Origin of the sequence: Dictyobacter kobayashii (assembly GCF_003967555.1) — a bacterium.
GTDB lineage: Bacteria > Chloroflexota > Ktedonobacteria > Ktedonobacterales > Ktedonobacteraceae > Dictyobacter > Dictyobacter kobayashii.
The window spans coordinates 4,146,692-4,161,726 of sequence record NZ_BIFS01000001.1; the positions used below are offsets into that span (position 1 = coordinate 4,146,692).

General features: G+C 52.3%; 11 protein-coding genes, 1 tRNA gene and 3 pseudogenes. 6 read left to right on the plus strand and 9 right to left on the minus strand.

Annotated elements, in window-relative coordinates; genetic code table 11:
• Nucleotides 1-505: 505 nt before the first annotated feature.
• The 3 genes from EL645_RS18190 to EL645_RS18200 all read left to right on the plus strand — a co-directional run bounded on the left by EL645_RS18190 (nt 506) and on the right by EL645_RS18200 (nt 2,928).
• Nucleotides 506-1,177 carry an HAD family hydrolase gene (locus EL645_RS18190; RefSeq protein WP_126551817.1) on the plus strand — a complete coding sequence of 224 codons (672 nt, stop codon included), beginning with the start codon at nt 506-508 and terminating at the stop codon, nt 1,175-1,177.
• A 17-nt stretch (nt 1,178-1,194) separates the two neighbouring features.
• Complete coding sequence (locus EL645_RS18195) at nt 1,195-1,989, plus strand: PhzF family phenazine biosynthesis protein (RefSeq protein ID WP_126551818.1); 795 nt, start codon at nt 1,195-1,197, stop codon at nt 1,987-1,989.
• Between the two features lie 865 nt (nt 1,990-2,854).
• A tRNA-Arg gene (locus EL645_RS18200) sits at nt 2,855-2,928 on the plus strand.
• Between the two features lie 245 nt (nt 2,929-3,173).
• On the opposite strand, the gene EL645_RS18205 is transcribed toward EL645_RS18200, so the two are convergent.
• The 9 genes and pseudogenes from EL645_RS18205 to EL645_RS18240 all read right to left on the minus strand — a co-directional run bounded on the left by EL645_RS18205 (nt 3,174) and on the right by EL645_RS18240 (nt 10,894).
• On the minus strand, nt 3,174-3,524 hold the full coding sequence (locus EL645_RS18205; protein WP_126551819.1) for a hypothetical protein: 351 nt from the start codon (nt 3,522-3,524) through the stop codon (nt 3,174-3,176).
• 379 nt (nt 3,525-3,903) lie between these two features.
• On the minus strand, nt 3,904-4,209 hold the full coding sequence (locus EL645_RS18210) for a tyrosine-type recombinase/integrase (RefSeq protein WP_126551820.1): 306 nt from the start codon (nt 4,207-4,209) through the stop codon (nt 3,904-3,906).
• Nucleotides 4,210-4,570: 361 nt separating this feature from the next.
• Entirely contained in the window at nt 4,571-5,080 is a 510-nt protein-coding gene (locus EL645_RS18215; protein ID WP_126551821.1) for a pyridoxamine 5'-phosphate oxidase family protein, read from the minus strand.
• A gap of 154 nt (nt 5,081-5,234) precedes the next feature.
• On the minus strand, nt 5,235-5,993 hold the full coding sequence (locus tag EL645_RS18220) for a metallophosphoesterase family protein (protein ID WP_126551822.1): 759 nt from the start codon (nt 5,991-5,993) through the stop codon (nt 5,235-5,237).
• A 202-nt stretch (nt 5,994-6,195) separates the two neighbouring features.
• Nucleotides 6,196-7,072 (minus strand): annotated as a pseudogene (locus EL645_RS18225) (ABC transporter substrate-binding protein).
• 212 nt (nt 7,073-7,284) lie between these two features.
• Nucleotides 7,285-7,970, minus strand: a pseudogene (locus EL645_RS18230) (SDR family NAD(P)-dependent oxidoreductase); the annotation flags it as partial.
• Complete coding sequence (locus EL645_RS39360) at nt 7,967-8,116, minus strand: hypothetical protein (RefSeq protein ID WP_161977458.1); 150 nt, start codon at nt 8,114-8,116, stop codon at nt 7,967-7,969. The gene EL645_RS39360 and the pseudogene EL645_RS18230, both read right to left, overlap by 4 nt.
• A gap of 256 nt (nt 8,117-8,372) precedes the next feature.
• Nucleotides 8,373-9,863 (minus strand): annotated as a pseudogene (locus tag EL645_RS18235) (PAS domain-containing sensor histidine kinase); the annotation flags it as partial.
• 275 nt (nt 9,864-10,138) lie between these two features.
• Complete coding sequence (locus tag EL645_RS18240; protein ID WP_126551823.1) at nt 10,139-10,894, minus strand: SDR family oxidoreductase; 756 nt, start codon at nt 10,892-10,894, stop codon at nt 10,139-10,141.
• 371 nt (nt 10,895-11,265) lie between these two features.
• On the opposite strand from EL645_RS18240, the gene pdxR reads away from it, so the two are divergent.
• From pdxR to EL645_RS41125, 3 genes are all read left to right on the plus strand, one after another.
• On the plus strand, nt 11,266-12,546 hold the full coding sequence (pdxR, locus tag EL645_RS18245) for a MocR-like pyridoxine biosynthesis transcription factor PdxR (protein ID WP_161977459.1): 1,281 nt from the start codon (nt 11,266-11,268) through the stop codon (nt 12,544-12,546).
• A 920-nt stretch (nt 12,547-13,466) separates the two neighbouring features.
• Nucleotides 13,467-14,567 carry an AAA family ATPase gene (locus EL645_RS18250; RefSeq protein ID WP_126551825.1) on the plus strand — a complete coding sequence of 367 codons (1,101 nt, stop codon included), beginning with the start codon at nt 13,467-13,469 and terminating at the stop codon, nt 14,565-14,567.
• A 13-nt stretch (nt 14,568-14,580) separates the two neighbouring features.
• A complete protein-coding gene (locus EL645_RS41125) occupies nt 14,581-14,955 on the plus strand; it encodes a hypothetical protein (protein WP_218031912.1) in 375 nt (124 codons plus the stop codon).
• Nucleotides 14,956-15,035 lie beyond the last annotated feature (80 nt).

Consider the following 15,035-nt stretch of genomic DNA (forward strand, 5'->3'; position numbering starts at 1 on the left):
TGCGATCTTCGAGCCTGAATTTGCGCGCCTTCGGCGCTCAAGAAGTAGTTTTGTGTGTGGTGCAAAAAGTTCGCACAGCGAACTTTTTGCACCACACACAAAACTTTATTTACTATCCGTTATTGGTATGGTATTTCAAGGATAGTTTGAGTATAGAATGTGCTTGAGGTAATTTCAAGTTGAAGCAATGGATATCGCTGCCATAAAATGAGTACACTCTATGGTTAGTGTCCTAAATGCTTTTTTAATGCGTCCAGAGATCACGAGCAAGCGAGAAGATGGACATTCTTTCAGATGTGGAGTGTGGCTGGTGGGCGGCCGCGGCCGCCCACCAGCCACACTCCACATCCGGCGCCACAGGCGCCAAAGCAAAGATGAACTTAAAAAGCCCTGCCGGGATAGCGACTACATGCCCATACAGCTGATAATTAAGTATGATATGATGAGAATCAGTTGGATTGTTCTGTTAGGTATATAGAAATATAGAGAAGCGAAAGGTTGTTGGATGATAACCGCATTGGTCTTTGATTTTGATGGACTTATACTTGATACCGAAATTTCCGCCTATCAATCCTGGCAAGAAATATATAGCGAATATCAACAGCATCTCCCCCTGGAAAAATGGGCCATCTGTATTGGAACTGGTCTTGATGCCTTTGATCCTCACAACTACCTGGAATCGCTGATCGGACAGAGCATCCCGCGCGACTCATTAGCCGAGCGACGTTTACGGCGCCATCTTGAGCTTATTGAGGCGCAATTTGCCTTACCAGGAGTCGAGCAATATCTTACAGATGCGCGGCGACTGGATATGAAGATTGCCGTGGCCTCAAGTTCACCACGCGCGTGGGTCGTAGATCACCTGACTCGTTTGGGACTGCACGATAAATTTGATGCCATGAAATTTGGGGATGAAGTCACACACCGCAAGCCTCATCCTGAGCTCTATCTTTCCGCTTTGGAGTTATTGGATGCCAGGCCTGAACAGGCCATTGCCCTCGAAGACTCTCCAAACGGGGTGCGGGCCGCCCAGAATGCGGGCATCTTCTGTGTTGCTATTCCCAATCCTATTACTGGTCAACTTCCTTTGGATCATGCAGACCTGCGTCTCACCTCGCTAGCCGCTATGCCGCTAGAGCAACTGATACAAAAAGTAGCATCTCGCCAACAGGTATAATGAGTAAGGAGCAAAAGATGGAGCAAACAATCATCCAGGTTGACGCTTTTACTGATCGTCCTTTTAAAGGCAATCCAGCCGCCGTCTGTGTGCTTGCCGAGCCACGTGATGCCCAATGGATGCAACAAGTCGCCACTGAAATGAATCTATCGGAGACAGCCTTTCTGGTACAGCAGGAGGATAGTTTTCAGCTACGCTGGTTTACGCCAGAGGTGGAAGTGGAATTGTGTGGGCACGCCACCCTGGCCAGTGCACATGTACTCTGGCAAGAAGGGTACCTATCACCAGATAGTGAAGCCCGCTTTTCCACCTTGAGCGGAATATTGACCGCCAGGCGTAACACGGAATGGATTGAGCTCAATTTTCCAGCGGACCCACCCCAGGCTGTCACCCCACCAGTGATCCTGCTAGAAGCGCTGAACGTACAGGCTATTGCGGTTGGCAAAGGCAAATTTGACTATGTGGTCGAAGTAGAGAACGAGCAGCAAGTCAGGGAACTCACACCAAAGCTTACTCAATTACAAGAAATCCCCGCGCGCGGCATCATCGTCACCAGTCGAGCCAATCCCGGGGCCGATTACGACTTTGTCTCACGTTTCTTTGGTCCCAGTGTTGGTGTCAATGAAGATCCCGTCACAGGATCGGCGCATTGTTTGCTGGCCCCCTACTGGAGCCAGAAATTGCAGCGTAACACCCTCATCGGCTACCAGGCCTCCAAACGTGGCGGACTGATTCGTGTACAGCTTCAAGGCGACCGCGTCATCCTGGGAGGTCAGGCAGTCACCGTATTCAAAGGGACCCTGTTTGAATGACCCTGCCACAAGCGAATAGTATATAAAAAAGATCCAGCAGATCATATATGGCTGCTGGATCTTTTCGTGTAAAGCATACTGACGAATAATAAATTATTTTAAGACGTAAGAAATTTCGCCAGAGAGTGTATAGCAGATCGCCTCACTATTTGGGAAGTACACCTTAAAAGCATTCTCAACGATACATCCGTGTTTATCCCTACTTGGTTCTTCATGAACATAATGACAGATAATAGCTTCACACCCGCTCACTTCACCCTCATAGCTGCGGATCAAATTTAACGCGCCTGAGGTAATAGTTGTGCAATAAAGTGTTTTCATATTTCTGTGAACCTCGCAATTACCGGAGTACCGGCCCTGGGTAATAAATCCCCCACATTACTAATGATATAAGGTTTCAATAGTGATGTTTACAATAAAAAAGAAATGACCAAAATGTTCAACATTGAAATAGGGCTGTTTACCAAGAAGGGGAACTTGGAATGCTCGACACTGTTGCAAGAATATTACCATGGACATCGAAAAATTACGATAGTCAACCAGACAGGCACATTCAAGATAGGACTTTAGTCCTGCAAGATAGCGATTTAGCAATGTATTTAATGATAAAGAAAGTATAGTTATTGTTTATATGTATATAACTATGAATTGTGCTTTCTCATGAGAGAAAGCACACTGTTTCATCAGATGAATAACAATTTGCACCAGGTAACAAAGTCAACTTCGCAACGCGATAGATGAAAGGTGATTGTCTCGCATGGTAGCGCTACCTCTAGTAGTAAGTAAACCGCTGTGCTCAATTGCCTCGTGGATAGCGCTCCACCCTATTGACAGCCCCAGCAAGTTGTGCTAAATTGAACATGTTGCGCCCATAGCTCAGCGGATTAGAGCATCGGTCTTCGGAACCGAGTGTCGGGGGTTCGAATCCCTCTGGGCGCGTTAAAAATAACTCGCCTTCTAAACCAGCCCCACAAGCCAAAAAAGCCCCAAAGCCCACTACAGAATAGTAGAACTTTAGAGCCAATTTTTACCAGGACTTAGTGTCGGAAGACCACAAGTTCCGACACGAAAATACCTCTAGTACGTAGCTATTTTGTCTTTTTTCCTCTTATTAAGCAGATCTAAAGTATTGACAGGTGAGAACTTGCCATGTTCTTGCCGAGCAGCACGCACATTGAAATCCTTTAAGTATTCTTCTGTGACCTCGACACTGCTATGTCCCATGAGACGCGAGAGCCTATAGATTTCGCCGCCTTGTTCCAGGTACAACAGAAATTGATGCTCTCATTCCTCAAGATCCAGTTGAAGCCCTCGCTCCCCTTCAGCATCATGAGCAATGGTTTGCCATCAGAGGAAAAGCGTGTCGGAATATTTTCTTCTTCCTCTTGCGCCTGTTCCTTGATCTGTTGTAGCTCAAGTTTCAGCTCATTAGGTAATTTTTTCTTAACTACCTGAAAACTGGTATCCGTTTGGTAGACATTAAGATACAGGGTATCAAGAAATGCACCTAATAACCTGATCATGCTTTCTTCCATAAAAAACTCCTTGTATTTCATTGAAGCGCCAAAATCGTATTAAAAATGGTTAGGAAATAAATAATGATAATGAGGCAATAATCATGCTTAAAGCGTTTACAAAAGATTTTGGCGATCGACTCCTCGGATTTTTTGCATTTTGCTTCGCATGTTGCATGGCAGACATCTGGATAGGCGGCCGCTCCTTACAACAAGTTCCATCTGATATCATTTATCTAGCATTAGGAGCAGCAACTGGAATTTTCATCACATTTCCTCTAGTCACTTACATAAAATCAAGGCGAGAACAAAAATATCTGCACAATGACATGGATACAAACAACCAATGATGTATTTTGAGCGATCCGGTTTACTTGCTGGACCGCTCAGAGCCAGCACGCTACCACTGCACCGAGCGCACCAGCGTACCAATGCTTTTTACCGTTTTAGGTTCATCGATGACGAAGCCCAGCCTCCCAATGCGCGCAATTGTTCTCTTGACCTGGAGCTTTTTCATATCGGTAGAGAGATCTTCCCATTTGAGTCCCAGCAGCTCTCCCTGACGCATGCCTGTTGTCAGAGCGAGCACATAAAGGGCTTCCAGTGGATCTTCCTGTGCTATACATAAAAAGTGTTTGGCCTGCTCGGCATTGAAGACCTGCATCTCACACCTGGGTACACGCGTGGTGGATCCACCGCGTCGCACACATTGCGCGCCACCAGACCCCAGCGCAGCGTATCATGCAACAATCGATGCAGCACACGATGTACATGTTTCACCGTCTGAGAAGCGTACCTCTTTTAAGCTCCCCGTTGTAGAGCTTCTGCAAATGCTGACATTTGCCATCTGGAAAAGAAAAAGAGCTGGTAATTTGGCTGAATGATCAACCTCTTGGCTCAATGATAGAACCAGCCCACGAACATCCCCTTGTGGTACATAAGCTCACGGTTCGTCTATTTTGGGGATCAAGGATGAGCCATGGTGTGAAGGTTCAAACACCGCCGCGTTCCATCGGTTGAGACAGAACGCGGCCAATGCATGTCGCGTCGCGTAGCTACACGAGTAGTTAGAACTGGTAGCGGGTCTGGCTGAGGCCTATGGCGAATGCGAAGACCTTGGTGGGTTTGACGGAGAATACGAGGTTCGAATCTGTGAGAACCCTTTGTGTGTCTTCATCGTAGAGGTAAAAATAACCGTTGCGTACCTGGTATGACCAGTCTCCATCCCACTTGGTCGCCCACACTGAGGCTAAGCGTTCGAGTGTGTCCTGGTCGGTGATCTGCACGGCGTCGCCCTCAACCACCACGGTGAGTCCCTCTCTCTGGTTGCAGCCGGTCGTCAGAATGACGTGCGCGTTTTCACGCAGGTTGACAGTCTTCTGTGCGGTGTCGGTAGCGGTAAAGTGGATGGCCCCGTCGTGCCACACGGCCACGAGTGGCGTGACGTGAGGGCGACCGTCGGCCCGCACTGTTGAGAGACAGAACAGCTCGGTTGTTTCCAGCACCCGCCGCGTCTCCTCCCATGGTGTGACCACTCCGTCTGGTCCGCCGTGCCGTGTTGTGATGGGTTCATTCATCCTAAGAACTCCTTTCAATCGTTCTGTTCCTCTCGCAGGAAGCAAGAATATACCAGCCCATTCTCTTTGCACGAAGTAAAACTGGAAAGGCCAAAAACGACGCGATGCCATCGATGTATTCGTATTTATGATCGGGAGGTTCTTCGCTAAGGCCTTAGCCTGCCGCTGCCCTCCGTTCAAAAATCTCCATAGCCTCTTCTGCGGTCGGAATCTTGAGCACATTCTCTTCTGCGAACTCCCGTGCCTGTGGATAGCCACTGGTTCGTACTGCCTGTGCTGCAGCCTCTAGATCGTAGGGAGTTCTGCGGAACTCGCTCCCCTCTGGCCCAAGCAAAAGCCAGTACGCTCCTGGATGGTCAGCGTAAGGCATGCCGACACTCCCAGCGTTCAGAACGCGCACGCCGCCTATGTGTAACTCAAATTGTATGTGGGTATGTCCGCATACCACAACCGGTTGCTTGACATCCTGAAAAAGCAGACGGAGCCGGTCCGGCGGCGTGAGCGGGGTAAAGAGCTCCTCATCGCTGTACGGCGTGGCATGGCAGAACAACACCTCACCAAGCTCTCCCAAAGAGAGCGTGACCTGTTCTGGAAGGCGCGCCAAGAAATCCCGCTGGTCCGTCTCTATGTGTTGGGCGACCCACTGGGTAATCTCGTACACATCCTCTGGCAGGTCTCCAGCAGTGCACTGGCCATTGAAAACAGTGACAACCTCACGATCCGCATTGCCGCAAAGAGCAACAACATTTCCAGCAAGCTGACGCAGGCATTCCAGCGTTTGACCTGGCATGGGACCGGAGACAATATCTCCCCCGACAACGATTACGTCTGGTTGGATGCTTTCGAGCTCCTTGAGTACCGCCTTGAGCGCCGGCAGATTCCCATGAATATCGTAAAGGGCTGCAATTTTCATGATTAAGATGCCTTTCTCCTCATAAAATGTTATTTGCCCCAGCATAACAGCTCTGAGTTATAGAGAGAAGGGCAATTATATGCTAAGAGCATAGGCAACTCTATATGCATTTGTACAGATTTTTGCTGGACACATCCATTGAAAGTATGTATGCGTCTGAGGTACTGCGTGCGCTCCCGGCAGCGCCGGCGTTGTCAGGCTCCTATGATGTGGTGGTTGAGGTGCGGTAGAACTCGGCTGCGGTGACGGTGGCGGGGACACCGAGTTCGGTGGCAACTGCGGTGATCGCGGTGGCGCCAACGGCGAGGTCGGCCTGGCCGTCGGTGGTGAAATACGGCGCGATGAACGTCTCGTAGTGGGCTCGGGCTTCGTCTGCGGTGTGTCGGCCGAGAAACGTCTGGATGTACCGCACAGTGGTGTCGGGTTCGTTGTGGATCACCTGCAAGGCGTGCCGGTGGGCGCGTACGACGGCCTGGACCGCCGGGTCGTCCGGTGGATGTAGGTGGGTCGACGGCCACGCCTACAGTGGGGATCTGGAAGTGGTCGCCGACCCAGGCCAGCACCTGCCAGCCATGCTCGGCGGCTATCGCCTCCGGTGCCATGGTGCTGCCGACCAGGGCGGCGTCGATCCTGCCGTCGTTCAGCCAGCGCAGGTCCATGCCGTAGTCGCCGGGCGAGCGTACGATGGTGTGGATGTCGCGGTCCGGGTCGAGGCCGACCTGGCGCAGCACGATCCGGGCGAAGCACCCGGGTGCTGTGTGAGGGGCGTGTACCGCCAGTCGTCGTCCGGCCAGGTCGGCCAGGGAGGTCAGGCTTGGTCGGGCGAGGAACCAGAACAGTGGGCGGTGGGTGTTGACATTGAGTGTGACCCAGGGGATTCCATCGGTGAGGCGGGACAGTAGTGCCCGGCCGAGCCCGATGGTGACGCCGTGGCGCAGCCGCTCCTCGTCCCAGGAGCAGCCGTCGCGTAGCGCGACGTGGACGCCCTCGTCGGCGTAGTAGCCCTGCTGGTCGGCGATGTAGGCGACCAGTTCCTCGTGCAGGCCCCGCCCGACGTAGGTGAGATCGATCGTATACATAAACATTTTTCCTTTCTCGTGTCACCGCCATGTGCCCGCACGTGCCGCGGGCGTATGGCGGTGAGGTGACGATGTGCCGAATGCGGTCCGGCCGTCGGCCGGACCGGGATGGTATGGCCCCGTGTGCGGAAGACAGCAGGGCGTTAGTACATGGACATTCCGCCGTTGACCGCGGCCGTGGTGCCAGTCATGAAGGCGTTGTCCTCGCTGGCGTAGAAGGCGACTACCTGGGCGACGTCGTCCGGGTATGCCAGGCGGCCCAGGGGGGTAGTGGCCACTTGCTGTCTTTTGATCTCCATGTCGAGCACATTCGCCATGCGGGTGTCCTCCACCGGGCCGGGTTCGACGATGTTGACCGTGATGCCTCGCGGGCCCAGTTCCTGGGCGAGGTAGCGGGCGAACTGCGCCAGTCGGCCTTGGCCGTGCCCAGTGCGATCATTCCCTCCCGGGGCTGGCGGCTGAGGCCGGTACCGAGATAGATGATGCGTCCCCAGCCCTGTTCGGTCATAGTGGGCAGGACGGCTTTGGTGATCGTGAACGCCGCACGCATCTCGTCGTCGAGCTTGCCGCCCAGTTCTTCCCACGTCATGTCCTGGAACGGCTTAATCACATATGGGGTGAGCGCGTTGTGCACGAGCACGTCGATGCCGCCCCATGCCGCCTGGACCTGCTTGATCATGCTCTCGACCGCTGCTGCCTCGCGCACGTCGGCCTGCACGGCCATGGCCTGGCCGTTTGCGGCCTTGATGCCGGCCACGACTTCCCCGGCTGCCGTGCCGCTGTGGAGGTAGTTGACCACCACGCGCATCCCCCGCGCGGCCAGAAGGCGCGCGGTGGCCGCACCGATTCCGCTGCTGGCCCCTGTCACCAAGGCCACCCTGCCGGTTGTCTCAGTCATGAGTCCACCTCCTGCTCATCATCGCGGGCCGTCGGCATGATCGCCCGGAGTTGTTCACCGTCGATGCCGGGCCGGGGGGTTGCTGAGCGGATCGCTCCGTAGAGCACGGTGTCGGCGGTCGCCCGCTGCAGTCTAATACGTCTCACTTTAGGCTCCTTTCTTTTGGTAAGGGGTGAGGCAAAGAGGATCAAGCAAAGCGACAAAATCGAGAAAGCTTTCATCATGCTCAAAAGGTTTGGGAGGAGGCTGAGCTCGCTTCTTCGTTTGGTACTTGTTGGGCGCTAGCTTGACCTCAGTGAAATCGGCATACCATATTTTTCTATGTAAGTCAATAGCTTGTAATATTCAAATTGAAGGGCTTACCTCATCTCAGTTGACGCGCACGCCACGCGCGTCAACTGCTCAGGCATCCCTCATGAGAGGAAGGGTCACCGTAAAGGTCGAGCCTTTCCCAACTGTGCTGTCCACCGTGATGGTTCCTCCATGATGTTTGACGATCTCGGCCACGATGTACAACCCCATGCCCAGGCCAGGGATCGCTCCCTGCCTCAGATCTGTGACCCGATAAAAGCGCTCAAAAATCTTGTCGAGCTGTTCGCGCGGGATCCCCAGGCCATGATCGCGGACATGGACCGTGACCGCATCTTCGGATGGAGAGAGGTCAATCTCAACTGCCTCGGCGTCAGGAGAATACTTAATGGCATTGCTGATCAGGTTGGTGAAGACCTGTCCAAGTCGGTCTCGATCCCCAATTAAGCTGGCCCGCACGCTCTCACGGAACAGGATGGTATGGCTGGGATGGAGGTGGTGGATAGTGGCGGTGACCTCTCGCAACAACTCGTCGAGGTCCACCCGCTCCCGCCGGTACTCAATGCTCCCTGCCTGTATCCTGGAGACATCCAGTAACTCTGTGACCAGGCGTTCCAGTTGCTTGACGGGATCCTCCACCCGGGCAAGCGTGGTGGCCGCCTCGGGCTGGGATTGCTTTTCGAGTCGTTTGCGCACCAGTTGGATCTGCAGCTTGACCGCAGTGAGCGGGGTCTTCAGTTCATGGCTGGCCATGCTAATAAAGTCATCCTTGCGCTGCTCCAGTTCCTTGCGTGCTGAATTATCCAGCATAAAGGCAACCATCTGGCGCGGCTGCTCCTGGAAGATAACGCCGCCCACCAACACGGGCAGACGACTGCCATCCTGGCACACCAGTTCGGTCTCAAAGGGTGTGTGCTGCCCGCGTGCGGTGAGTTCCTGGATCGAGCGCTCGAAGAGCGGCGCTTGTTCTGGGGGTACGATGTTCATCCGGCTCAACGTTCTGCTCTGCACCTCTTCTCGGGTATAACCAGTCATACGAAGAAACGCTTCATTGGCGTCAGCGAGCACTTCTCCTTCCATCTCGATAGAAGTAATTCCGATAATATTGGAGTCGATCAGGGCGCGGATACGCTCCTGACTCTGGCGTAATGATTCCTCCGTTCGTTTCTGGTCTTCGATATCGGTGCTGGTGCCAAACCACTTGACGATCTGGCCGGTATCATCGCGCATCGGCATGGCGCGCGTTAAGAACCAGCGATACTCTCCATTCTGGCCATTTCTAAGACGTTCTTCGTGCTCATACATGGTTCCCGTGTCCAGGGCATGCTGCCAGAGAGCCTGGTTGCCTGCACGATCATCAGGGTGGATGAACTGAAGATGGTCCCATCTCTGTATTTGTTCAGACATGGGTCCTGTGTAGTCACGCCAATGCTGGTTCGTGTACTCGTGCAAGCCGTCGGGATGGGTTGTCCACACGAGTTGTGGCACAGTCTCGGCAAGGGTGCGAAAGCTCTCCTCGCTGGCTTTGAGCTGCTGCTCAGCTTTTTTCTGCTCATCAACATGCTTGATGAGCGTCTTCCATTGTGGAAGAGTGAGATGCCTAGTCTGTTTTTCATTCAACATCACGCGGTAGTTCTCCCTTTCATGTGGTCCCATCCCTGGAAGGAAGTCGCTTCCCTGCTCTGATATCTCGAAACAGCATTGAGAGATGTGAGAATAAGCAAACATCTTTCCTCGCAAACACAGGCAATTCATTGGCAGCCTGCCGGAGGTATTGAGTTGGACACCTCATTACAACCTTATACACGGAGGTTGTAATGAAGTTTTTTAAGTCTGGGCGTCTCTCCTGCCTTACGGACTTACCTTTGAGTTATAGAGCGGTTGAGCCAATTCTCGAAACGTGTCGGGGCGATTCGCGCATTGTCACCTGGAATGAGGGAGTACTCCTCCAACTCTGAGCCGTAGAAGCGTGCATGGACGTCTGTGATCACCTGACGTGTGTCTTTGTTCGCGCTCAAAAATCGGCGCACGAGTTCATCGAGACGTATCTTTTCGGGACCAGCCAGTTCAACTATGCCGTTCACAGGTGCCTCGAGCGTGACATCGGCCAGTGCAGTCGCAACGTCATCCGACAAGGTCGGCTGTATAAATGCAGGCGACAAGCGAATAGTTTGTCCCTCGCTAGCCTCCTGGGCGATGCCACCGACGAACTCGAAGAACTGTGTTGCGCGAAGGATGGTATAGGGCACCTTCGAAGCCTTGATCAGGTTTTCTTGGGCCACCTTCGCTCGGTAGTATCCATTCTGGGGAAGACGGTCGGTGCCGACGACCGACAGAGCAACGTGGTGTTCCACACCAGCGGCCGCTTCTGCGGCCAGTAGATTGCGACCTGATGTCTCGAAAAACTCTAAAACTGCCTTATCCTCCCATGAAGGCGCGTTCGCCACGTCGACGACCACCTGAGCGCCGACAAGCGCTTGAGCTAACCCCTCACCAGTGATGGTGTTGACTCCTGTGCTAGGTGACGCCGGCACGACCTGATGGCCAAGTTCACGAAGCTTGTTGACAAGCTTTTTTCCGATGAGCCCACTGCCGCCAATAACCACAATCTTCATATTGAACTCCTACTTCGTAGCCCGTAATTTGGGCTTGTGATGTCTAAACATATATTCTGATGATCGTTGGAAAGACCTGGATAAGCATTCTATGGAATTTCCGTAGAGGATCATCAACACCTCTGTTACCAATTAAAGGTTCGCCAGTTCGATGTGCATATCCATGCAGAATACACATGCATTGATGTGCACTCACATTCTCAGCAACCTCTACCAATAAGAAGCCTTGCCGCCAGAACTTGAGCTAACCTTTGTGTGCTAACCTTTGTAGGAAGCATAATTTAGAAAGAGTGTCCCTTCAAGAGTCATTTTTGCAAATTTTATGGTATCATTTGCTGGAGACTTCCTTTTCAATCATGGCAAATTCCATCATGGCAAAAAGACGACAAACACTTCAAAACACAGCAAATCTTACCCTCAATCGCACATTCGCGATGCCATTGCATCGCCAGTTGTATGATCGACTACGTCATGCCATCCTCAGTGGTCAATTGCAAGCAGGGCAGGCACTGCCATCAACACGGGTTCTGGCAAGCGAATTAGGTATTTCTCTTAATACAGTGAACAATGCCTATGAACAACTCTTTGCTGAAGGCTATATCGAAAGAAGGGTCGGGCAGGGAACCAGGGTGGCGTGCGACCTTCCTGAGACCTTTTTCCTTCCCAAAGGAGTTCCACAGAGAAACACAGCTCCCAACGAAAGCACGCACGCCCCCCTCTTTTTGTCTCACCTGGGGGAGGATTTAATGCGCCAGGCACCTGAGTCCTCCATCCAGACCTATCTTCGACTGACCCCCCCACATGCTTTTCGCACGGGCACTCCAGACCTACGTGCCTTTCCCTTTCAACAGTGGAACCAGATCGTGGCTCACTGCGCACGATCTATGCTTAGAGACATGGCCAATTATCAAGAGATCGCAGGCTATTACCCGCTACGTGAAGCGATCGCCTCTCATGTGAGCATCACACGCGGCGTGCATTGCCAGGCCGAGCAGGTTATTATTGTGCCAGGAGCGCAGGCAGCATTAGATATGGCAGCACGCCTCCTCCTGAACCCGGGTGATCTTGCCTGGATAGAAAATCCGGGCTATCTAGGAGCACAACGGGCTCTCCTCAACGCGGGCGCTCAACTGGCTCCTATCCCTGTGACATCGGAAGGGATCAATGTGGAAATTGGGCAAAAGCAGTATCCACAAGGACGTCTGGCCTACGTCACTCCATCTCATCAATTCCCTTCGGGTATAACCATGCATCTGTCGCAGCGCATTGCCCTCCTGCAATGGGCGAAACAAGCCAATGCCTGGATTCTCGAAGATGATTATGACAGCGATTATCGCTTCAGTGGTCGACCGCTTGATGCCTTACAGGGACTTGATATGGCCCAGCGCGTCATCTACATTGGAACGTTCAGCAAAGTTCTTTTTCCAGCACTTCGTATCGGCTATCTGATCGTCCCTCCCCAACTCGTTCCTCCTTTCCTCTCCCTCTGTAGCTATACCCATATTCATGTGTCTATTCTTGAACAATTGACCCTGGAAGCCTGGATGACCAAAGGGTATTTGCTGCGTCATATCCGCCGTATGCACGACCTCTATGCAGCCAGAAGAGCGCTCCTCATCGAGTTGTTGCAGAAGGAACTTGGGGAAGCATAGAAGTGCAGCCTCCTCAAGCCGGCTTACATCTTATGGGTTGGCTTCCGCCGCATCTTGATGATCAGCAGATTACACAAAAAGCCGCAAGCTGCGGGCTCGAGATCATTCCCCTGTCCGCGTTGACGCTCGGTTCGTCTCAGCGAGGAGGTCTTGTTCTTGGCTATGGAGCCGTCAATGAGCAGGAGATTTTGGCCGGCGTTCGTCAACTGGTGAGCGTTTTTCCCTCATAGTTCGAAACCTTTTCAGGTCAGAACGGTGATATGGGAAGGTATGAGCAACATTTTCTCGAATACAGTGTCAGGACTGAAGATGACTTTTATTTGCTTGGTGAAATAGTGCATCAAAAAGCTTGACAAGCAGTTTAAACTCAGGTACATTTTAATATATTGACAAATGACAAAATGTTGAAGAGGCGTCAGATAGCTACAACTGATTGCTCTTGATAAAACGTAACGGGAGGGACACATGAAACGATCTATTGCGATTCCTTGCCGGCCGTTATGTCCTACTCCGGCAGATCCACACTTGCAATAGCCCGTTGCGATCCTCTTGCGCCAGCTCACTGGCTGGGACTCCACTGATAGTGATATTGTGCTGCAGAATATGATCGGCATATGCATTTTCTTGACTCTGACCAGAAAGTTTAGGAAATGAAGGCATCGCGTCTGACGGGCATACTAAAAAATTCTCCATAATTATAGCTTTCCATCCTGCTGTTGATGGTGTCTTTTGCTGCTGTAAAAATCTGGCATACCATTCATTTGGATGAGCGGAGCCGCCCGGGAATTCATTCCATTGCTGGAGACTGAGCAACTCCAAAGGATGAGTTGTGGCGGCGGAGCTAGCCGCGTTCAAGCGGCGTTTCCAAATGCTTTTTACAGCATGTGAGAAGCCAATTGCAAAAAGAAGAGGTAATAACATTGAATCCTGTTGTGACCGTAACGCAGAAGCAGCTTTATGATTTGCTCTTGAATGTAGCCATTGCACGCCCGGTGTTTATATGGGGGCAACCAGGCATTGGTAAGTCGGCGTTAGTACAGGAGTTTGCAGCGCAGGTTGGTCTGCCCTGCGTCTCGCTGTTGGGAAGTCAGCTGGCGCCCGAGGACCTGATTGGTGTGCCGCAGATTATCGATGGTACCAGCCGTTTTTGCCCGCCACGTATGATTGCACGCGCCGAGCCATATTGCCTTTTTCTGGACGAGTTAAATGCCTGTACACACGAGGTGCAGAAGGCTTTTTATAGCCTGATCCACGAGCGCAGAATCGGTGAATATGCGCTACCGGCTGGTTCAATCGTCATCGGAGCCGGCAATCGTGCCCAGGATAGCGCGATTGTCAAGCCAATGTCGTCGGCGTTGTTGAATCGTATGGTACATGTCCATTTGAAGGTCTCACACCGTGATTGGTTGGAGTGGGCGCGGGAGAGCGATATTCATCCGCTGGTGATCGAGTATATTCAGAATCGGCCTGATCATCTGTGGAGCGCGCCACCCAAACACGAGGAGCCCTTCTCATCGCCGCGCTCCTGGCATATGTTGAGCGATTTGCTGAAAGAATATGGGAAAGGCCTGCCATCTGATGAGACCCTACTGGTGCTGGCCTATGGGACGCTCTCGCCGCATCATGCCGGACAGTTCAAGGCTTTTATCAAGCAGATTCATAGCAAATACCAGTTGACGGCGCTCCTGAGAGGTGACGAGAGCTGGCCTTATAAGCCAGAGGATCGGGATGTGCTCTACTTCCTCTCTCAGTCATTTCGGGCACATCTGCTCAAGAATTTGCCACAGGATAAAGGGATGGTCACAGGTCACCATAAAGAACTCTCCTATCGAGCCAAGGCACTGCTGAAAGAGCTGGCAGCCATCAATCTGGAGATGGCACAGATGGTTGTGGCCAAGCATGAGGATGGTGAAAATGGTGAGGGCAGTGAAGGATTGCCCGGCTGGTTCATGATTGAGGTCATCCGTGATTTGCCGCGCATCGTAGATAAGCAAGAGCGTGAAGCTTTAAGAAGCAAATAAGAGGTAGTGCCTGATGGCGACGCGTAAGAAGGGCCAGGTTAATAATGATCTGGCCCAGCAAAACCGTACTATTGGTGAGCGCATAATGAATAGCAGCCGCATTTTTTCTGGTGTGAGTCACTCTATTCATGTGGTGCCGAGCGAGATCTGTCCACGCGACGGCTGGGCGGTCGTTTCTAATACTGGCTCCATCTATGTACATCCTACGCGGCTAGCAGATCCGCAGGAATGGGCCTATGTGTTTGCTCACTGTACACTGCATCTGACCTTCGAGCATTTTCGTCCAGAATATCAACAAAAGTGGCAGCGGGAATGGAACGCCGCCTGCGATTGCTATATCGCCAGTTTTTTGCGTGATCTCCAACTGGGGGAGCCCCGCTGGAACTGAAGGGCCTGGCTGAAGACCTGCGTGCTCAGGGCTATGCGGGACGTTCGGAAGAGCGGCTGTTTGTCGATTTCTGTGACTTT